This is a genomic window from Sphingorhabdus lacus, from assembly GCF_009768975.1.
Classification (GTDB): domain Bacteria; phylum Pseudomonadota; class Alphaproteobacteria; order Sphingomonadales; family Sphingomonadaceae; genus Sphingorhabdus_B; species Sphingorhabdus_B lacus.
In genome coordinates this window covers 1,675,750-1,695,179 of the sequence record NZ_CP035733.1, presented here as the reverse complement: position 1 = coordinate 1,695,179, position 19,430 = coordinate 1,675,750, and the positions used below count along the sequence as shown (strand labels likewise).

Annotated in this window: 21 protein-coding genes; 9 read left to right on the top strand and 12 right to left on the bottom strand. The window is 56.4% G+C overall.

Annotation, left to right across the window (positions count from 1 at the left end; translation table 11 throughout):
- The first annotated feature begins 86 nt into the window (after window positions 1–86).
- The 4 genes from EUU25_RS08005 (at window position 87) to EUU25_RS07990 (ending at window position 3,008) form a co-directional block, all read left to right on the top strand.
- The gene (locus tag EUU25_RS08005; protein WP_246162962.1) at window positions 87–983 is read left to right on the top strand and encodes a C40 family peptidase; all 897 of its coding nucleotides are present in this window, start codon (window positions 87–89) and stop codon (window positions 981–983) included.
- Between the two features lie 42 nt (window positions 984–1,025).
- A complete protein-coding gene (argC, locus tag EUU25_RS08000) occupies window positions 1,026–1,964 on the top strand; it encodes an N-acetyl-gamma-glutamyl-phosphate reductase (RefSeq protein ID WP_158899905.1) in 939 nt (312 codons plus the stop codon).
- Between the two features lie 91 nt (window positions 1,965–2,055).
- On the top strand, window positions 2,056–2,493 hold the full coding sequence (locus EUU25_RS07995; RefSeq protein ID WP_222848837.1) for an antitoxin Xre/MbcA/ParS toxin-binding domain-containing protein: 438 nt from the start codon (window positions 2,056–2,058) through the stop codon (window positions 2,491–2,493).
- Window positions 2,490–3,008, top strand: a complete 519-nt coding sequence (locus EUU25_RS07990) for an RES family NAD+ phosphorylase (protein WP_158899904.1) — start codon at window positions 2,490–2,492, stop codon at window positions 3,006–3,008. Before EUU25_RS07995 ends, EUU25_RS07990 begins: the two co-directional genes overlap by 4 nt.
- Here the strand turns inward: EUU25_RS07990 and map are convergent.
- Entirely contained in the window at window positions 3,002–3,829 is an 828-nt protein-coding gene (map, locus tag EUU25_RS07985) for a type I methionyl aminopeptidase (protein WP_158899903.1), read from the bottom strand. The two genes, EUU25_RS07990 and map, sit on opposite strands and share 7 nt — an antisense overlap.
- A 62-nt stretch (window positions 3,830–3,891) precedes the next feature.
- Between map and EUU25_RS07980 the strand changes: the two genes are divergently transcribed.
- Together EUU25_RS07980 and EUU25_RS07975 are read left to right on the top strand one after the other, a co-directional pair.
- Window positions 3,892–4,650: a competence/damage-inducible protein A gene (locus EUU25_RS07980; RefSeq protein ID WP_158899902.1), complete on the top strand. Its 759-nt coding sequence runs from the start codon at window positions 3,892–3,894 to the stop codon at window positions 4,648–4,650.
- Between the two features lie 60 nt (window positions 4,651–4,710).
- Window positions 4,711–7,587 (top strand): M16 family metallopeptidase, encoded by a 2,877-nt coding sequence (locus EUU25_RS07975; RefSeq protein ID WP_158899901.1) that lies wholly within the window; start codon window positions 4,711–4,713, stop codon window positions 7,585–7,587.
- 5 nt (window positions 7,588–7,592) lie between these two features.
- On the opposite strand, the gene EUU25_RS07970 is transcribed toward EUU25_RS07975, so the two are convergent.
- The 5 genes from EUU25_RS07970 to EUU25_RS07950 all read right to left on the bottom strand — a co-directional run bounded on the left by EUU25_RS07970 (window position 7,593) and on the right by EUU25_RS07950 (window position 11,359).
- Window positions 7,593–7,988, bottom strand: coding sequence for a GFA family protein (locus tag EUU25_RS07970; protein ID WP_158899900.1), 396 nt, complete (start codon window positions 7,986–7,988; stop codon window positions 7,593–7,595).
- Between the two features lie 49 nt (window positions 7,989–8,037).
- Window positions 8,038–9,339 carry an ATP-dependent protease ATPase subunit HslU gene (hslU, locus tag EUU25_RS07965; protein ID WP_158899898.1) on the bottom strand — a complete coding sequence of 434 codons (1,302 nt, stop codon included), beginning with the start codon at window positions 9,337–9,339 and terminating at the stop codon, window positions 8,038–8,040.
- A 24-nt stretch (window positions 9,340–9,363) separates the two neighbouring features.
- Window positions 9,364–9,930, bottom strand: coding sequence for an ATP-dependent protease subunit HslV (gene hslV / locus EUU25_RS07960; protein ID WP_158899896.1), 567 nt, complete (start codon window positions 9,928–9,930; stop codon window positions 9,364–9,366).
- A gap of 47 nt (window positions 9,931–9,977) precedes the next feature.
- Window positions 9,978–10,979: a UDP-glucose 4-epimerase GalE gene (gene galE, locus EUU25_RS07955; RefSeq protein WP_158899894.1), complete on the bottom strand. Its 1,002-nt coding sequence runs from the start codon at window positions 10,977–10,979 to the stop codon at window positions 9,978–9,980.
- A gap of 122 nt (window positions 10,980–11,101) precedes the next feature.
- On the bottom strand, window positions 11,102–11,359 hold the full coding sequence (locus EUU25_RS07950; RefSeq protein WP_246087107.1) for a hypothetical protein: 258 nt from the start codon (window positions 11,357–11,359) through the stop codon (window positions 11,102–11,104).
- A 212-nt stretch (window positions 11,360–11,571) separates the two neighbouring features.
- Between EUU25_RS07950 and EUU25_RS07945 the strand changes: the two genes are divergently transcribed.
- Window positions 11,572–12,402 (top strand): carbon-nitrogen hydrolase family protein, encoded by an 831-nt coding sequence (locus EUU25_RS07945; protein ID WP_158899892.1) that lies wholly within the window; start codon window positions 11,572–11,574, stop codon window positions 12,400–12,402.
- 249 nt (window positions 12,403–12,651) lie between these two features.
- Here the strand turns inward: EUU25_RS07945 and EUU25_RS07940 are convergent, their stop codons facing one another.
- Window positions 12,652–14,205 carry a TadA family conjugal transfer-associated ATPase gene (locus tag EUU25_RS07940; protein ID WP_158899890.1) on the bottom strand — a complete coding sequence of 518 codons (1,554 nt, stop codon included), beginning with the start codon at window positions 14,203–14,205 and terminating at the stop codon, window positions 12,652–12,654.
- Window positions 14,206–14,373: 168 nt separating this feature from the next.
- Between EUU25_RS07940 and EUU25_RS07935 the strand changes: the two genes are divergently transcribed.
- Together EUU25_RS07935 and EUU25_RS07930 are read left to right on the top strand one after the other, a co-directional pair.
- Window positions 14,374–15,255: a DMT family transporter gene (locus EUU25_RS07935; protein WP_158899888.1), complete on the top strand. Its 882-nt coding sequence runs from the start codon at window positions 14,374–14,376 to the stop codon at window positions 15,253–15,255.
- Between the two features lie 12 nt (window positions 15,256–15,267).
- Window positions 15,268–15,723, top strand: a complete 456-nt coding sequence (locus EUU25_RS07930; protein ID WP_246162960.1) for a DUF6265 family protein — start codon at window positions 15,268–15,270, stop codon at window positions 15,721–15,723.
- Window positions 15,724–15,784: 61 nt separating this feature from the next.
- Here the strand turns inward: EUU25_RS07930 and EUU25_RS07925 are convergent, their stop codons facing one another.
- The 5 genes from EUU25_RS07925 to EUU25_RS07905 form a co-directional block, all read right to left on the bottom strand.
- Window positions 15,785–16,219: an anthrone oxygenase family protein gene (locus EUU25_RS07925; RefSeq protein ID WP_158899886.1), complete on the bottom strand. Its 435-nt coding sequence runs from the start codon at window positions 16,217–16,219 to the stop codon at window positions 15,785–15,787.
- 95 nt (window positions 16,220–16,314) lie between these two features.
- The gene (locus EUU25_RS07920; RefSeq protein WP_158899884.1) at window positions 16,315–16,455 is read right to left on the bottom strand and encodes a hypothetical protein; all 141 of its coding nucleotides are present in this window, start codon (window positions 16,453–16,455) and stop codon (window positions 16,315–16,317) included.
- Window positions 16,456–16,460: 5 nt separating this feature from the next.
- Window positions 16,461–16,727 carry an ATP synthase F1 subunit epsilon gene (locus EUU25_RS07915; RefSeq protein WP_158899882.1) on the bottom strand — a complete coding sequence of 89 codons (267 nt, stop codon included), beginning with the start codon at window positions 16,725–16,727 and terminating at the stop codon, window positions 16,461–16,463.
- Between the two features lie 181 nt (window positions 16,728–16,908).
- The gene (atpD, locus tag EUU25_RS07910; RefSeq protein ID WP_187351301.1) at window positions 16,909–18,513 is read right to left on the bottom strand and encodes a F0F1 ATP synthase subunit beta; all 1,605 of its coding nucleotides are present in this window, start codon (window positions 18,511–18,513) and stop codon (window positions 16,909–16,911) included.
- 27 nt (window positions 18,514–18,540) lie between these two features.
- A complete protein-coding gene (locus EUU25_RS07905; protein ID WP_158899880.1) occupies window positions 18,541–19,422 on the bottom strand; it encodes a F0F1 ATP synthase subunit gamma in 882 nt (293 codons plus the stop codon).
- Window positions 19,423–19,430: the final 8 nt, after the last annotated feature.

The window sequence follows — 19,430 nt, the reverse complement described above, 5'->3', positions numbered from 1 at the left end:
GCCAGCGCCCGTTTCGTTGACCGACATGTACCGGGAAACGCAATAGACCCAGTTCAGGCTGGTGTGACGCAGTCGGGGAATGATCATTGGTAAGCAATACGACAGGTGATCGGCGAATTTATAAGCTGACGGGGCACAGTCTGGTTGGCGACAAGCGGACGACGCCGATCCGAGGCGATCTTGCGGATATCAGCTTGGCAGGCAAGCTGTTCGCCCCGCATTATGCGGTGCCTATGCTGCGCACCGGAATTGCGCCCGTAACCGAAATTCACGCTGAACCGCATGCTACCGCGATGCCGGTAAGCGCGTTGATGCACGGCGAGGGATTTGCCGTACTGGACGTCGCTGGCGACTGGGCATGGGGCTATTGCCTGCACGACAATTATCTCGGCTATTTGCGCTTTGCGGAACTTGGTGCAGATTTTGACGCGACGCATATCGTCAGCGCGCCCGCGACCTTGGTTGTAGCATCGCCCTCGACCAAGGCCCCTGTTGTGGCACGTTATCCCATGGGTGCCCAATTGGCCTGCGGCGAAGCAAGCGAGTGCGGCACCTATCTGGCCTGTGAAAATGGCTTCGTACCCGCAGCCCATCTGTCGGAAATAGGCGAAGTGGAAGCGTCGCCAGCAGATCTGGCGGAAAGGCTAATCGGGACGCCCTATAGCTGGGGTGGACGCAGTGGTGATGCTATCGACTGTTCGGGTCTGGTGCAGCTTGTCTTTGGCCTTAAGGGCGTCCTTGCGCCGCGCGATGCAGATATGCAGCAGGCCGAATTCGGTGAAGACCTGCCTGAGGATGTCCCCTTGGCTCGTGGCGATCTTGTGTTTTTCCCGGGACATGTGGGCATTATGGCCGATGCGGAAAACATTATACATGCTAATGGAACCGCGATGGCTGTCAGCGTCGAGTCTCTGGCTTCCGCAACGGCGCGATTTGCGGAACATGACCAACCCATAATTGCACGCAAAAGAGTAGCGATGTGATCAGCCGGGAGGTGGGGATCACCTTTTTGAAGGCTTGAAGTTATGACCCATAGTGTTTTCATTGATGGCGCCGCCGGAACCACCGGTCTGGAAATTGCCGATCGGCTGGCGGGGCGTAGCGAATTTTCGTTGATCACGCTCGACGAAGACAAGCGCAAGGATTTTGAAGCCCGTCGTCAGGCCTTGAACGATGCGGATTTCGTCATCCTTTGTTTGCCGGATGATGCCGCGAAGGAAGCGGTAGCGATGACGAACTCTGCCAAAACGCGGATCATTGATGCGTCGACCGCGCACCGGGTGGACCAAAACTGGACCTATGGCTTTCCGGAATACCGCAAGGGCCAGCATGAACGTATCGCTTCGGCACGGCTGGTCAGCAACCCCGGTTGCTATCCAACCGGCTTTCTAGGGCTGGTGGCGCCGTTGGTTGCCGCGGGTCTGATACCGGAAGACTGGCCGTATACCGTGAACGCTGTGTCCGGCTATTCGGGCGGCGGGAAAGCGTTGATCGAGCGCTTTGAAAGCAGCGACGGCGCGGACATCGGGTTTCGTACCTATGGCTTGGATTTGAGCCATAAGCATGTTCCCGAGATGCAGACTCATGCCGGCCTTGGTCTCGCGCCGATATTTTCACCGGCGGTCGTTCGCGCCTTTCGCGGGATGATGGTCGAGGTGCCTTTGCCGATTTCGGTCATGCCGGGCAGCGATAGTCCCGAAGAAATGCGCGCCTGCCTTGCCAACCATTATGCAGGGTCGCCCGTTGTTACGGTCCATGAGCAACTGGCGCCGTCGGAGTTGCTGATCCTGAACACGCAGGAGCCTTCGGATCGGCTTGATCTTTATGTGTTGGGGTCACCCGATAACACGCAAGTCCGGCTTATGGCGATGCTCGACAATCTGGGTAAAGGTGCCAGCGGGGCTGCAGTGCAGAATTTGAATATCATGGCTGGACTGGACGAAACGGCTGGCCTGCGGCTTTGATGGCGCGCGCTGCGAAAGCCGTTCCCTGAGGTTGACTTGGGTCCAATGTCCATTTATATGACCCTAATAAGGTCAAATTATTGGACACAACATGGTTGCATCGTCCCCGAATAAACTACGCGAAATGCCTGCGGCCTTCCGTGGACTGCCAAATTTCCTGCCCTTTGATGGCAATGGGTATCTGGGAGCCTATTTCACCAAGGCCGGGGATGTCGATATCGGGCAATTGGCCGACCTGTTCCGTATGTCTAAGGCACAATTGGCTGAAACGGTCGGGCTTCCGCTAGCGACTGTTACCAAATCAGACCGTATGAAAGCGCCCAAGGCGCAAGGCAGGATGACCGAAATGCTGGAAATCATCGCACGCATCAAAGATTGGGCAGGCAGCGAAGCGCAAGCCATGGCGTGGTACCGGTCGCAACCGATCCCGGCGTTGGATGGCCGTACAGCTGAATCGCTCGTGAAATCAGGCGATGCCGGCGCGGTACGCGACTATCTCGACCATATGGCATTGGGTGGTTTTGCTTGAATTTTACCGGCCGCGCTTATCGCGCGCATGATCCACGATGGTCTTTCGACCCCATTTCGGGGCAAGGAGCCGTAATTTCCGGAGGGCGGTTCAATATTAGGGGGCAGGCCGCACTCTACCTGTCGCTCGAACCCATCACCGCGCTAGCCGAATGCACACAGGGATTCGCCCACCGGATGCTGCCGCTGACCTTGTGCGAATATGACATTGATTGCGCAGATGTCGCAGATCTGACCGATGCGGACACGCGGCAAGCACTCGGGATTGCTGAAAAGGATATGGCCTGTCCATGGCTGGTCTTTCAGCGAAGTGGCAAAATCGCACCGTCCCAAAAACTGGCGCAGCACCTTGTGTCCAAGGGGTTCAACGGCGCTTTGGTACCCAGCTATGTCCCGGCAATTCATCCAGGCGCAACAAATCTGGTTCTCTGGAACTGGAGCGACACCCACCCATATAAGGTGAATGTATATGATCCCGAGGGACGGTTGCCGTCGGGATCACGCGTGCCTCAGTAAGGCGGCTTGTCAAAACCTTTGGGGCTTGCGGTAAAAATCTCGCAACCTGTTTCCGTGATGCCGATGCTATGTTCGAATTGCGCCGACAGGCTCCGGTCGCGGGTAACCGCCGTCCAGCCGTCTTCCAGCACTTTGCCCGCAGCTTTGCCGATGTTGATCATCGGCTCGATCGTGAAAATCATGCCGGGGCGCAGTTCGGGGCCGGTACCGGGACGTCCGACATGGACAATCTCGGGTGCGTCGTGAAACAATTGGCCAAGACCATGGCCGCAAAAGTCGCGGACGACACCGTAGCGGTGCTTTTCGGCGTGAGTCTGGATGGCGTAGCCAATGTCCCCGACATGGTTGCCGGGCTTCGCCTGCTCAATGCCCAGCATCAAACATTCATAGGTCACGTCGACGAGGCGCTTGGCTTTCACCGGGACATCGCCGACGAGGAACATGCGGCTGGTGTCGCCGTGCCAACCGTCAAGCATCGGCGTGACATCGATATTGACGATATCGCCGTCCTTCAGGCGCTTATCCGACGGAATGCCGTGGCAAATAACATGGTTGATGCTGGTGCAGCAGCTATGCGTATAGCCGCGATAGCCGAGCGTTGCGGGCACACCGCCGCCGCGTAACGTCATCTGCCGGACAATGTCGTCCAGTTCTTCGGTCGTCACGCCGGGCACAACATGCGGCACAAGGGCGTCGAGGATTTCGGCGGCAAGGCGACCGGCCTTGCGCATGCCTTCAAAGCCCTCGGCTCCATGCAATTTGATGACCCCGTCGCGGGTCAGACCGGCCTCGGCGGGCGTGACTTCTACATAATGATCCATGCCGACGATATAGAGCGTTATTCCTCACTTTGCGAGAGGGGTATTTATGCTATCGCAGTCGCATGACAGAATCCCGCATCTATACCGCCGCACTTATAATCATCGGCGACGAAATCCTTTCCGGCCGGACACAGGACAAAAATGTCAGCCAAATTGCACTTTGGTTGAATATTCAGGGTATCCGCCTGAAAGAGGTGCGCGTGGTGGCAGACGACATGGATGCGATCATCGAGGCGGTGAACTTGTTACGGGCGCGCAACGATTATCTGTTCACGACTGGCGGTATTGGACCGACGCATGATGACATCACCGTTGATGCGATTGCTGCGGCACTGGGCGTGGACGTGGTCATCCATCCCGAGGCGAGCGCCGTTCTACATAAATATTATGAGACGCGCGGCGGCATCAATCCAGGAAGGTTACGGATGGCGCGGGTTCCTGACGGTGCTGACCTCATTCCCAACAAAATGTCGGGCGCACCTGGCATACGCCACGGAAATATCTTCATCATGGCGGGCGTGCCGCACATTACGGCCGGTATGCTTGATGCTCTGACAGGAACGCTGGAGGGCGGCGCACCGCTGCTTTCCCATCAAGTGGGATGCTGGGTCGCCGAAAGCGAAGTTGCCAAGCTGCTCGGCGACACAGAAAAGCATCATGAAGGATGCCAGATCGGCAGCTATCCATTCTTCCGTGAAGGAAAGGTCGGAGCCAATTTCGTGGTCCGCACCACCGACGCACATAAATTGAACGAGTGCGTCGAAGCGCTGATACTCGGCCTTCGCGGTTTGGGTTATGACAGCGTTGATGGTGGAATATAAAAGGCGTTTCGTCGGCTCGTTCATCTGTCGTCAACCGTCACCTAGGATAGTGAGGCCGTAATGCGTAAATTCTCCCAAGCTCTCGCCCTCGCAGCCTTGCTGCTATCCTCCACCGCTTATGCTCAAACTGCCGCACCCGTTGCAGCATCGGCCGCAAAACCTGCCAAGCAACCCTGGCTATACGAAGGTAGCGACGTCCCAGTTGACGAGAGCTGGACCTTCGGCGTTTTGCCCAACGGCCTGCGCTATGCGGTCAAAAAGAATGATGTTCCCGCAGGGCAAGTGTCGATCCGTGTTCGGATCGATGCGGGTGCCCTGCATGAAAATAACGAAGAACAGGGTTTTGCGCATCTCATCGAGCATTTGTCCTTCCGGGGCTCGACCTTTGTTCCAGACGGCGAGGCAAAGCGGATCTGGCAACGTTTTGGCGTGACATTTGGCAGCGACAGCAACGCGCAGACTACCCCTACACAGACCGTGTATAAACTCGATCTGCCGAATGCGACGCCTGAAAAACTGGACGAGTCGGTCAAAATCATTTCCGGCATGATCCGCAACCCCCGGATCTCGGACACGGCTCTCAATGCCGAACGGTCAATCGTGCTCGCTGAACTGCGCGAAAATAGTGGCGCGCAGCTTATATACAGCGATGCTCTGCGCCAGCATGCTTTTCAGGGGCAGCGGCTTGCCAACAGGTCTACGATCGGAACTCCCGAAACTCTGCACGCGGCAAGTGCGCAGGCGCTGAATGCCTTCCACGACCGTTGGTATCGCCCGGAAAACGCCGTGATTGTAATGGCGGGGGACATGGAGCCAACTCAGCTCGCTAATCTCGTCCAGAAATATTTCTATGATTGGAAAGGCACAGGACCACGCGCGCCCGAACCTGAATTTGGGGACCCGACTCCAACAGGAACCCCCACACGTGTCCTAGTAGAGGCGACACTTCCGACGACTGTAAGCATCGCCTATCTGCGTCCCTGGCGTAAAGTCGACGATACGATCGCCTATAACCAGCAATTATTGGTCGACGCGTTAGCTTTGCAGATCATCAATCGCCGTCTGGAAGTGCAAGCTCGCGGCGGCGGCAATTTCCTGTTCGCCGAGGTGGCGCAGGAAGATATTTCGCGCACCGCCGATGCCACGCTTGTATCGGTGACACCCGTAGGCGATCGCTGGGAAGCCGCGACAAAGGATGTGCGCGCCGTCATCGCGGACGCCGTCGCAACGCCACCGTCGAAAGCGGACATTGATCGCGAGTTGGTTCTGTTTGGCAATGCGCTACGCACCATGCTCGACAGTTACCCGTTCGAAGCGGCTGCAAAGCAGGCCGATGACATTGTCAATGCCGTCGATATTCGCGAAACCGTGGCAGCGCCCAAGACCGTAGTCGAAGTTTTTGAAGGCATGAAAGACAAGTTCACGCCTGAGTGGCTGCTCGCTTCCACGCAGGCTCTGTTCAAGGCGGACGCGACGCGTCTGATGCTTTCATCTCCAGCAGCGGTTGCCAATGCCGATAACCGGGCGCTTGCCGCGCTGCAGGGGCCAGTTGCTGCGAACACAGGTGCGCGGTTGGCGAATAATGCGCTGGGTTTTGATGCGTTGCCAAAACTTGGGGCGCCGGGAAAGCTCGTCAGCGAAGAAACTATTTCCCGATTAGAAATGACAAAGCTTGAACTGTCGAACGGTGTTCGCGGTTTGCTTTACCCCAACAAGGCCGAAAGCGGACAAATCCGCGTCCTAGTCCGTTTCGGTAAAGGGTATCAGTCCGTAACTCCGACGAACGGCCGACTTCTGTGGGCTGGACCTTATGTTTTGCCAGAAAACGGCATTGGAAGGTTAAAGCGGACGGACATCGACCAGATGGTCAACGGTCGTCGCATTGAGCTAAACTTTGCTATTGATGACGATGCTTTCGAATTTGCGGCAAACACGCGGCCCGATGATCTGGCCGATCAACTGACCCTGATCGCAACAAAGCTGGAGCATCCGGGTTGGGATACCGCTCCTGTTGAGCGGGCAAAGGCGCTTGCAACGTCCGGTTATGACAGCTTTGAAATGTCGGCAACTTCGGTTTTGCAACGGGACTTGGAATATCTGCTACGCAGCAAAGATCCGAGATGGAAGGCTGCAGCGCCTGCTGAGATTGCCAAAATAGACCCGGCATCCTTTCAGGCCTATTGGGCACCACTGATGTCGCAGGGCCCGATTGAAGTGATGTTGTTCGGGGACTTTGATAAAGCAACCGCGGTAGCCGCGCTGGAAAAAAGCTTCGGCGCATTGCGCCCACGCGCACCGGTTGCGGTGGCCCCTGCCGCAAAAACCGTGAATTTCCCCGCGCCAATCGAAGCGCCCGTTCGTCTGACTCACAAGGGATCGTCGGATCAGGCCGCGGCTGTCATGGCCTGGCCAACTGGCGGCGGCATTGCGGGCATTACCGAAGGGCGGCAACTCGAGATTTTGGCGGCCGTTTTCCGGGATCGCCTATTTGAGAAATTCCGGGCGGAGCAGGCAGCTAGTTACAGCCCCGACATGGCGGCAAGCTGGCCAAAGGACTTCACTAGTGGTGGCTATTTAATGGCTTACACACAAGTGAAGCCGGCAGATGTCGAACGCTTTTTCGATTTCGCCAATGAGGTTGCTGCCGATCTATCGACCAATCCGGTCAGTGCCGACGAATTGCAACGTGCGGTGGAACCTATGAAGCAGGCCGTCGAACGTGCAGCTTCAGGGAACACCTTTTGGCTAAACCAGCTCAAAGGTGCCACTTATGATCCGACCCGATTTGTCGCGCTCGGTCGACTTTACAGCGACTACACCGAAGTCACCCCCGACCAATTGCAAATTCTAGCCAAACGTTATTTCGTAAAAGAAAAATCATGGAAGTTAGTAGTCGGCCCGCAAAGCGGCGGCACCGCTCAGGCGGTATCGCGATAAGCGGACTATTCCGGGAATCGATCGAACTTCGGCAGGTTTTCCAGTTCTAAAGTCCATTTCAGTTGTTCTGCCGCCTGCACGTGTAAGTGCGGCGTCAGAGCTTCGGGATTGTCCAATGTGCAGGTCTGGATGTCGACCAACCCCGGCAACGCATCTTCGTTCACATAGTAAAGACCAGTCCCGCACCGCGCGCAAAAATGGCGGACGGCGTGGGTTGAAGACATATAAGTCTTTATGTCGCCCCTGAATTCAAAATCAGTGGACGAGAAAGCCGCCCAACTGACAAAAGGTGCACCTGCGCATTTTCTGCAATCATCGCAATGGCAGACGGAAACATGCTGCGGCGAGCCACTAGCCTTATACCGTGAAGCGCCGCAATGGCATCCTCCTTCATAGACCATGCTCTTTCTCCTTCAGATTGCCAGAAAGCTAGCAAATCCGAAAGAACATTTAAAGAACATATTTCGAAAGATCAGTGTCTTTCGCGATACCCGAAAGCTGCTTGGCAACATAATCGGCGTCGATGGTCAGTGTTTCGCCCTTGCGATCCTCCGCCTCAAAGCTGATTTCTTCGAGAAGCTTTTCCATTACTGTCTGCAGCCGACGCGCGCCGATATTTTCGACGGTCGCGTTCACGTCGACAGCAATCCGCGCAATCGCGTCGATGGCATCGTCGGTGAAAAGCAGGGAAACTTCTTCCGTTGCCATCAGGGCTTTGTATTGCTGCGGAAGATTTGCCCGGGTTTCGGAAAGGATCCGTACAAAATCGGCATGCTCCAGCGCCCGCAATTCGACCCGGATGGGCAGGCGTCCCTGCAATTCCGGAAGCATATCGCTCGGTTTCGAGACGTGAAATGCGCCCGACGCAATGAAGAGTACGTGGTCGGTCTTCATTGGCCCATATTTGGTAGCGACGGTGGTGCCTTCAATCAGTGGCAGTAAATCGCGCTGCACGCCTTCACGGCTCACCGAACCGCCACGAACATCGGATACAGCAATTTTGTCGATTTCATCGAGAAAGACGATGCCATTTGCCTCCGCATCCGCCAGCGCGACCCGGTTCACATCATCCTGATCGAGGCGCTTTTCAGATTCTTCTTCGACAAGTTTGGTCCATGCGTCGGGGACCTTCATTTTGCGACGCTTCAGATTGTTCTGGCCAAAAGCCTTACCCATCATCTCGCTCAGATTGATCATGCCAACATTGCCGCCCATTCCTGGGATATCCATAGGCATTGAGGGGGCATCGGACACTTCGATTTCAATCTCGACATCATCCATATGACGTTCGCGAATCCGCTGGCGGAAGGCTTCACGCGTGGCCTCGCTGGCCGTTTCGCCCGCAAGGGGCTTCAGGATGCGTTCCATAGCCGCGGCTTCAGCAGCTTCGCGCACATTCCCGCGGCGCCGGTCTTTTTCAAGGCGCACGGCCTCTTCCGCCAGATCGCGCGCAATTTGTTCCACGTCGCGACCGACATAGCCGACCTCGGTAAATTTTGTCGCCTCGACCTTGATGAAGGGGGCGTCGGCGAGCTTCGCCAAGCGGCGGCTGATTTCGGTTTTACCGCAGCCCGTGGGGCCGATCATAAGAATGTTTTTCGGCGTGACTTCGTCGCGCAAATCGGCGCCCAGCCGTTGGCGCCGCCAACGGTTACGCAGCGCGACAGCGACGGCTTTTTTGGCGTCGGCCTGACCGATGATATGCTCGTCAAGAGCAGCCACAATGGCTTTAGGTGTTAAATTCTGGCTCATTTGTGATGGTTCCAAAGGAAATGTTTAAGCGATCGAGTCCATGACTTCGACGGTCAGTTGGTCATTGGTGTAGACGCAAATTTCGGCTGCGATTTTCATGGCATGGCGGGCCAAAGTCTCGGCATCCGCCTCATAATCCACCAACGCGCGGGCGGCGGAAAGCGCGAAATTCCCACCGGATCCAATTGCGGCAATACCATCATTGGGTTCAAGAACATCGCCATTACCGGTCAGGATCAGCGTGACCTCTTTGTCGGCGACGATCATCATCGCCTCCAAATTGCGGAGATATTTGTCGGTGCGCCAATCTTTGGCGAGATCGACCGCTGCGCGCATCAACTGGCCGCGATGCTGCTCAAGCTTACGCTCCAGTCGTTCGAACAAGGTGAAGGCATCCGCCGTAGCGCCGGCAAATCCACCGATGACCGAGCCATCGTGCAATTGGCGCACTTTGCGCGCATTGGGTTTCATGACGGTTTGACCCATCGACACCTGACCGTCGCCGGCGATGACGACCTTGCCATTTTTACGGACCGACAAAATCGTCGTACCATACCATGTCGTGGGGTTGTTATGTGCGTGATTATCCATGGGCCGGATATGGTGTCGCCCAAGGCAGTGTTCAAGCAGAGATTGGATTAGCCCCGGCGCTCATCCAACTGACGTTCCCAAGCCAGTGCGTGCTGCACGATTGTATCCAGATCGTCATATTTGGGCTGCCAGCCAAAGCGGCTGATGATGCCGCGGTTGTCGGAGATGAGTGAATCGGGGTCGCCCGCGCGGCGGCCCTCCAGATTGCGCACCAATTTGATGTTGGTCACCCGGTCAACGGCATCGAGAACCTGCAGCACCGAATAACCGTGGCCATAGCCGCAATTCAGCGTGTGGCTTGTCTTGGGGTCAGCAAGCAGCGCCTCCAGCGCGATGACATGCGCTGCGGCAAGGTCGGCGACGTGGATGTAATCGCGCACGCCCGTACCGTCTTCCGTATCATAGTCGGTACCATAGACGCCGACGCTGGCGCGTTTGCCAAGCGCGGCTTCGACCGCGATCTTGATCAGATGGGTCGCGCCAACGGTAGATTGGCCGCTGCGTCCTTTGGGGTCGGCGCCTGCAACATTGAAGTAACGCAACGCGCAATAGTTGAAATCATGGACGGCTGCGACATCGCGCAGCATGAATTCGGTCATTAGCTTGGATGTGCCATAGGGATTGATAGGCAGGGTCGGCATATCCTCCCGCACCGGGCTTTCCTTCGGAATACCATACGTCGCGGCCGTCGACGAAAAGATCATGTGCCGAATTCCGGCGTTGATAACCGATTCGATCAACGACCGGGTTTTGGCGGTGTTGTTGTGATAGTATTTGAGCGGATTTTCGACTGATTCCGGAACGACGATCGAACCCGCGAAATGCATAACCGCCTGGATGCCTTCTTTTTCAAAGATTTCCGCGACCAAATCCTGATCGGATATGTCGCCTTCGTAAAAGGGGGTGCCCTCAGCTACTGCCCAGCGGAAACCGGTGACAAGATTGTCGATTACGACCGGACGATGTCCCGCATCCAATAATGCCAGAACGGCATGGCTGCCAATATATCCTGCGCCACCGGTCACCAGTACATTCAGCTTTTCGCTCATCAATCATTCCTTCTGGCTACGCGCGCGTTTTCAATGCCTTGGCATTAGCTAAATTGTTTAAACGGCAGGTAAAAAAAAGGCGACCCGAAGGCCGCCTTTTCTAAATCCAAAACCTGAAGAACTCAGGGGCTGGTTGGTGCGTCGTCGTCGTTGCCAGCAGCAATTACGATGCCGCCTACAACTGCAACAGCAGCCAGAACAGCGACGATAACGCCACTGCCACCGCCGAGCTTGCTTTCTTCCTTGGTTGCGGCGCCAGCGCGCTTTACCTTGGAAGCTGCAACCGCCTTAACGGAAGGCGAAAGTGATTCAGCCATTACAGGGGCGCTTGCAAGTGCAGCGGCCGCAACAGCAGCGAGGGAAATCTTACCGAAACGCATTATTGTGCTCCTTTTTTTGCGAAGTGCAGTGCACTCGGCAGTGTCATTTGCACAAAGTACCCCCAAATTCAAGCATTGAATTGGTGCGCGCCGTAAAAATGTCTCAATTTATCGGACTGTTGCATATTTCATACAATATAGGCGACTAGTACATCAGAGATGATATTAACCACCTTGTTCTTGTGTTTAAGTTGTCGAGCAAAGGAAAACCCATGAAAATCGCTGTTCATCAGATGTGCAGTGGTATCGACCCGCTCGGCAATGCCGGAAAAATGGAGCAGGGCATTTACCATGCAGCTGCGTGCAATGCGGTCATGTATTTCGCGCCGGAAATGGCGATACTTTTGGATCGGGATCGAAAGCGTGCCGCATCGCACATTGTTTCCGAATCAGAGAGTTCCGCCTTGCAGCGTGTGTGTTCTGCGGCTCGTGCATCCGGGATTTGGGTGCATGCAGGTTCTCTGCCGGTATTGACTGATGATCGATCAAGATATGCGAACAGGTCTGTCGTGATCGACCCGGACGGTCATATCCGGGCGCGTTACGACAAAATGCATTTGTTCGATGTGGATCTGTCTACCGGAGAAAGCTGGCGTGAATCGGCTGCCTACGCTGCAGGTTCAGGGCCAGTGGCGGTCCAGACACCCCTAGGGTTGCTTGGCCTCACCATTTGTTACGACCTTCGTTTCCCGGATTTATATAGCGCCTATTCCAAAGCATCCGTCGACATCCTTGCGGTGCCGGCAGCCTTTACTGTTCCTACTGGTCTGGCACATTGGCACACAATGCTGCGGGCACGAGCGATTGAAACACAGACGTTTGTAGTTGCAGCGGCGCAAGCCGGAACACATGAGGACGGAAGGAAAACCTATGGCCATTCGCTGGTGTTCGATCCATGGGGCGAAACCCTATTGGATATGGGCGAAGCCGAGGGAGTAGGCTTTGCTACGCTAGACAAGCATCGCATTACGGAGGTGCGTGCGCAAATCCCGGTTCACGCGAATAGGCGCGTCATCGATATGCAGGTGGATATGCAATCCTAGCCTTGACCATCCTCTTCCTGCACACCACATGCCGCGCATGGCATGGTTTGCGTCCACATTTGAGGGTCTTCAATTCTGGACGTGGGCGTCTATCTTTTCCGCGTTGGTCGTGGTGATTAGCAGTTTTGCGGACTGGAAGCGGACGCGACGTCAAGACATCAATGCGGTCGGCTTTATGCCATGGACCACGATTACGCTCTTCGCCGTGTTGGCGTCCGTGATTTCAGCCGCCTTGGCCCTTAAAGGGCTTTAGCCGAGGCAAGCCTCAAGGAAGGGCTGGTCGAATCCGAACTGGCGCGCTTTTTCAAGGGTATAGGGACGCACACCGCCAGCGACCCATTCGCCGTGGATCTTACCGTCCGCATCTTCATCGCGATATTCGAATTTGAACAAATCCTGCGTCACGATGACGTCGCCTTCCATGCCGATCACTTCGGTGATCTGGGTGGTACGGCGTGAGCCGTCGCGCAGACGCTTAACCTGGACGATCATATCGACCGATTCGGCGATCTGACGCGAAATGGCTTCTTTCGGGATTTTGATGTCGCCCATCAGAATCATGTTTTCCATACGGCCAAGGCACTCGCGTGGATTGTTGGCGTGAAGCGTACACATGGATCCATCGTGGCCGGTGTTCATCGCGGCGAGAAGGTCGAAACACTCCGCGCCACGAATTTCGCCGAGGATGATGCGGTCAGGACGCATACGCAGGGCGTTCTTCACAAGGTCACCAATGGTAATCGCGCCTTCGCCTTCGAGATTTGGCGGGCGGGTTTCCAGCGGGAGCCAGTGCGGCTGCTGCAAGCGCAATTCGGCGGCGTCTTCAATCGTCAGCACGCGCTCGCCGGGGTCGATCATTTTCGACAGGGCGTTCAGCATGGTCGTTTTACCCGAACCTGTACCGCCGGAGATAACGATATTCATCCGCGAAGCGCCCGCGATTTTCAGCGCCGTAGCCATCGGCTCCGACATAGAACCGAAGCCCTTGAGCATATCGATGGTGATCGGCTTTTCGGAAAACTTACGAATCGAGATAGCGGTGCCGCGTAACGAGAGTGGCGGTACAATGACGTTCACGCGGCTGCCGTCTTTCAAACGGGCGTCGGCAAGCGGTGTGGTCTGGTCGACGCGGCGGCCGACCTGGTTCACGATGCGCTGGGCGATCTGGAACAGATGCTCTTCATCACGGAACTGGATCGGCGCAATCTGCAGCTTGCCCTTTTTTTCGATATAGGTCTGCAGCGGGCCGTTGACCATGATATCGGAAATATCCGGATCCCCGAGCAACTCTTCGAGCGGACCAAAGCCGAGCAGTTCGTCCACCAACACTTTTTCAAGCGCAAATTGCTCGCGCCGGTTCAGCGTCAGCTTCAGCTCGGCCAGAACTTCAAGAATGATAGGCCGGAACTCTTCGGTCAGTTCTTCTTTGTTCAGCGAGGCAGCGGCTTCGGGATCAACGCGCTCCAGCAAGCGTGGGAGCACCTGCTCCTTGATCTTGTGAACCGAGGCTTCGAAGCCTTGTGGGCCTTCATCGACTGGCGCGACCGATGTCGCACGTTCCGATAGACGCGACATGGCGTCCTGCATGGGTGTTTGGGGGGTAGGGGTGCTACCCGGCAAATCCACGGAATGCAGCGGCGGAAATTGTTCTCCGCCTTCGGGAAGCTGGGGCTCGGGTATGGGAGCCGGAGTAGGCTGCGGTTGTTGATTCGTGGGGGACGACCCGCCGCCCGTCATGGGCCGCGCAACGCCGAAAGATGGGCGTCCCGGTGTTAGGCCTGGTTTCTTGCCAAATGCACTCACAGCTTTACCGCTCCGATTTATTCCAGTTGCAACGTAAATGGTTGCTACCTGCAAATGGTGAATAAATCGGTAATGCTATCGGTCAGCCACGATTTCTTTCGCTCCTTCATTGCCCTTTTCAATGCCCCACATGCGCACTAAGGCGGCAACCTGATTAGGGAATTTTCCGTGCATACTCATTCGGCCAGATCCGGCCTTCTCTTCGCTTTATGCGGCTTTGCCTTATTGTCCTGTGGTGACGCTGTGATCAAATCGATCGCCGGTGCATGGCCGGGCACAGCCGTTGCCGCGCTGCGATATTCGGTCGGTGCGACCGGGCTTGGTGTGTTCCTTTTTATAAAGGAAGGGCGGCGTGGCTTTGCGTTGCCGCACCCATACATCCAACTAATGCGCGGCGCCGCAGTGGCTGCGGCGACGATCCTGTTCTTTTCTTCTATTTTCCTCATGCCCTTGGCGGAAGCGACTGCCATCGGTTTTACCACGCCCATGATAACCGCATTGTTGAGCGCAGTTTTCCTGAAAGAGCGGACCAGCAAGGCAACATGGATTGCATCGCTCGGAGCCTTCGCAGGTGTTCTTATCATCTTGCGGCCGAATGTAGCGGCGTTGGGTTGGGTTGCGCTCATGCCACTTGCGGCGGCGGTGTGTATGTCGCTGATGATGATGGGGAACCGCGCCGTTGCCGGAAAAGGCTCCCCTTTGTTGATGCAATTTCTTGTGGCATCCATTGCCGTACCCTTCGTGGTCAGCGCTGCAGCCATAGGCCATTTTTCGGGCTTTGCCCCGCTTCATATCGGTATGCCGGACTGGACGATCGTTGTTCGGGCCTGCATCGTGGCGGTCTCTGCCAGTTTTGCCCATTGGCTGATTTTCATGGGAACAACGCGTGCATCTGCCGCCGAAATAGCGCCGATGACGTATGTGCAATTGCTGATCGCAATGGCGCTGGGAATCCTGCTGTTTGGTGACTGGCCGGATTTAACGTCGCTTTTGGGGTCGGCGATCATCATTGGCGCGGGGTTATTTCTGTGGCATCAAAAGCCCTCCTGAAGGAGAGGTGAGATGCGAAAACTTTTCGGTTTCGCGATGCTGTTGCTGATGTTTATGCCTGTCGGGGCGGCTGCTGAAGAGACAGAACTGCCAAGTTGGATGACCGGCGCCTGGGCACGAAGTGACGGTGAAAGCTGGGCCGACGAATATTGGACCCCGCCACGCGCAGGCATCATGATTGGCGCCAGCCGTTCAGGGAAGGGCGAGGTCCTTCAATTTTGGGAGCATATGCGCATCGTGCGGGAGGCCGATAGCACATTGGCTTTCTGGGCAATTTCAGCCGATCAGAAACCAGTGCGCTTTGTCGCAACAAAAAAGTCGCCCGAAGAAATCATCTTCGAAAATGCGGAACATGATTATCCGCAACGCATTCGTTACTGGCGGGAAGGCAAGCTGTTAAAGGCACGGATTTCGTTGCTGGATGGAAGCAAGCCGGTCGATTTCCAGTTCCGTATGATGGGGCAATAGGCACCCGATCGCGGTTCACCTTTGTCACAGCCGCCTATGTGGATATGGCAATGAGGGTCGGTTACGCCGATGCCGCGACCCACAGATAGACGGCAACAGCCAGACCCGACAATATCGTTCGAAGGCCGTGCAGTCGGTTCCAGCGTTCCAGCATTGCCCTCGATTCCGGCCCAGCATTTTCTAAAGCGATTGCGTTCAACTGGTTATTGAGGGGTAGAATGCCAAATATGGTATACGGCCAGTTTGCGATCATAAGCGCGGCGCCGATGGCCCACTTCCAATCGCCTGTGAACCAAGCAGACGCACAACCTGCCAACCCGCTTAAGACAGCAAGCCCACCCTGCAAATTAAAGGCGCGGGCATAGCTTGGCGACCATTGCGCCAGTGCATTGCGATCGTCGAGCAGCATCCGAGCCGGATGCTCGGCTACATTGATGTAAAGCGCAGCGCCAAAGAACGCGGCGGCGAGAGTGAGTGCAATTAGACCTGAAAGCATTGGAAGTCCCCCCTAGGCCCATCGTGGCAGAAGCAACACCGTCAGGCAAAGTCGAAATAATCTTCCGCGAACCTCGTCAGGGGTCGCTTTGAGGATCAAGCCACGGTCACGAAAACCTCAATGCTGTGCCCTTCATCGCGGACCATCTGCGGCCCGCTGACTTCGGTTGCCTGTTCCTTGAAACGGGTTGGTGCCTCTGCGGCAAGGGCCGGTGCCAGTAGAAGGCCGGCCAGCATGCCGCTTAGGCAGCCTCGACCACCCGTTCAGCCAGGACCGTCAGTCCCTTTTCATTCACCTCAGCAAAACCGCCAGCAATTGTCAGCTTTTCAGGGGTTGCGCCCTGCGAAGCATAGATTTCCAGCGCTGCATCGCTGCGCAATGTGCTCATCATGGGGCTGTGGCCCTCCAGAACGCCGAAATCGCCTTCGGTGCCGGGAACGACAACCATATAGACATCGTCCGAGCGGTAAAGCTTCTCAGGTGTTACGAGTTCAAATTTGAGTGCCATCTGCATTTCCCAACCTTCCCCTCTCCTTTGGGAGAGGGTTGTGAAGACTTGGCAGCTTGCTGCCTAGTCGTAGCTGGGTGAGGGGATGGTCCCTGCCGACAGGGCGGGGCCCCTCATCCAACTTCGCCTAAGCTGCTGCGCAGCAAAGGCTTCGTATCCTTCTCCCACCGGGAGAAGGGAATTATGCTGCTTCGGCTGCCAGCTTGGCTGCCTTGGCAACTGCTTCCTCAATGCCACCAACCATGTAGAAGGCTGCTTCGGGAAGGTGGTCATATTCGCCGTCGACGACTGCCTTGAACGATTTCACGGTGTCTTCAACCTGTACGAACTTGCCGGGGATGCCGGTGAACACTTCAGCCACGTGGAACGGCTGCGACAGGAAGCGCTGGATCTTACGAGCGCGGGTCACGGTCAATTTGTCGTCTTCCGACAGTTCGTCCATACCCAAAATCGCAATGATGTCCTGCAGCGACTTGTACTTCTGCAGCGTTTCCTGAACGCGGCGGGCGGTGTCATAATGCTCCTGACCGACAACGGCAGGGGTCAACACGCGGCTGACCGAGTCGAGCGGGTCAACAGCGGGATAGATGCCGAGTTCGGAAATTGCGCGGTTCAGCGTCGTCGTCGCGTCCAAGTGGGCGAACGACGTAGCTGGTGCTGGGTCGGTCAAGTCATCTGCGGGAACGTAAATGGCCTGAACCGAGGTAATCGAACCCTTGGTGGTCGAGGTAATGCGTTCCTGCAACTGGCCCATGTCGGTCGCCAGTGTCGGCTGGTAACCCACAGCCGAAGGAATACGGCCAAGAAGTGCGGACACTTCGGACCCAGCCTGCGTGAAGCGGAAGATGTTGTCGACGAAGAACAGAACGTCCTGGCCTTCTTCATCGCGGAAATATTCCGCCATTGTCAGACCCGACAATGCAACGCGGGCGCGCGCACCGGGAGGCTCGTTCATCTGGCCGAACACCAGAGCAACCTTCGAACCATCGGGGGTCGGGTTGCCATCGGCGTCCTTGGCGATAACGCCAGCGTCGAGGAATTCGTGATACAGATCGTTTCCTTCGCGGGTACGTTCACCCACGCCCGCAAACACCGAAACGCCGCCATGGCCCTTTGCGATGTTGTTGATCAGTTCCTGAATAAGAACGGTCTTGCCAACGCCGGCACCGCCGAACAGACCGATCTTACCGCCCTTTGCATAAGGTGCGAGCAAGTCGATGACCTTAATGCCGGTGACCAGAATTTCGGCTTCGGTCGACTGGTCGGTGAACAAAGGAGCTTCGGCATGGATCGGGTTCGACTTTGCAGCGCCAACGGGGCCACGTTCGTCGATTGGCTCACCGATAACGTTCATGATGCGGCCAAGGGTCATCGGACCAACGGGCACAGAAATCTGCGCGCCGGTGTCACGGACAGGCTGACCGCGGGTCAAGCCTTCGGTTGCGTCCATAGCGATGGTACGGACGGTGTTTTCGCCCAGATGCTGCGCAACTTCGAGCACGAGGCGGTTGCCGTTATTGTCGGTTTCAAGCGCCGAAAGAATGGCGGGCAGTGTGCCGGTGAAGGTCACGTCGACAACAGCGCCGATGACCTGGCTGATGCGGCCGGTTGCGCCAGCAACGTTGATCTTGGTCTGGCCAGCGCCTGCCTTGGGGGCAGGGGCCTTGCTTGCAGCTTTCGGTGCAGCAGCCTTGGTCGCAGGAGCCTTTGCAGCAGCGGCCTTAGGTGCGGCTGCCTTGGGTGCAGCGGCCTTAGGAGCGGCGGTTTTCTTCGGGGCGGTTGCCATTTGCTTCTTCCTTGCCTTGGGATGTCGTTAGAGCGCTTCTGCGCCCGCGATGATTTCAATAAGTTCGGTGGTAATCGCTGCCTGACGGGTCCGGTTATACTGGATCGTCAGCTTGTTGATCATGTCGCCGGCGTTGCGGGTTGCATTGTCCATGGCGGTCATTTTTGAACCCTGTTCCGATGCCGCATTTTCGCGGTTGGCGCGCAGCAACTGCACAGCAACGTTGCGTGGCAACAGGTCAGCGAGGATTTCTTCCTCGTCGGGTTCATATTCGACCGAGGCCGATACCGAAACCGCCGCACCTTCGCCAGCCGCCACCGCAACGGGCATCAACTGGATGGCGGTTGGTTCCTGTGTCAGGACGGTGACAAATTTCGAAAAGAGCAGGTGCGCAACGTCAAACTCGCCAGCTTCGAAACGGGCGGTCAGATCTTCGGCCCAGGTCTGCACATCAGCAAAGCTTAGCTTGCCGAGATCGCCTGGTTCGATGCTGTGGATGATGTCGTTACGGAAGGTCCGGCTGAGCTGGTCCTTGCCCTTTTTACCGATGGTGTAGAATTTTACGGTCTTGCCCGCAGCTTTCAACTCTTCAGCTTTTTTGCGGGCGAGACGAACGATGTTGGTGTTAAACGCGCCAGCCAGACCCTTGTCCGATGTGGCAACGACGAGCAAATGGACGCCGTCCTTGCCGGTTCCGGCCAGCAATTTTGGCGATTGCGGGCCGACGGTGACCTTCGACGCGATGCTGGACACCACGGTTTCAAGACGTTCGGCATAGGGACGCGACGCCTCGGCTGCCTCGGTCGCCCGACGCAGTTTTGCCGCAGCGACCATCTTCATCGCCTTGGTGATCTTCTGGGTCGATTTGACCGAGTTGATCCGGATTTTAAGGGCCTTAAGGCTCGCCATTCTGGTTT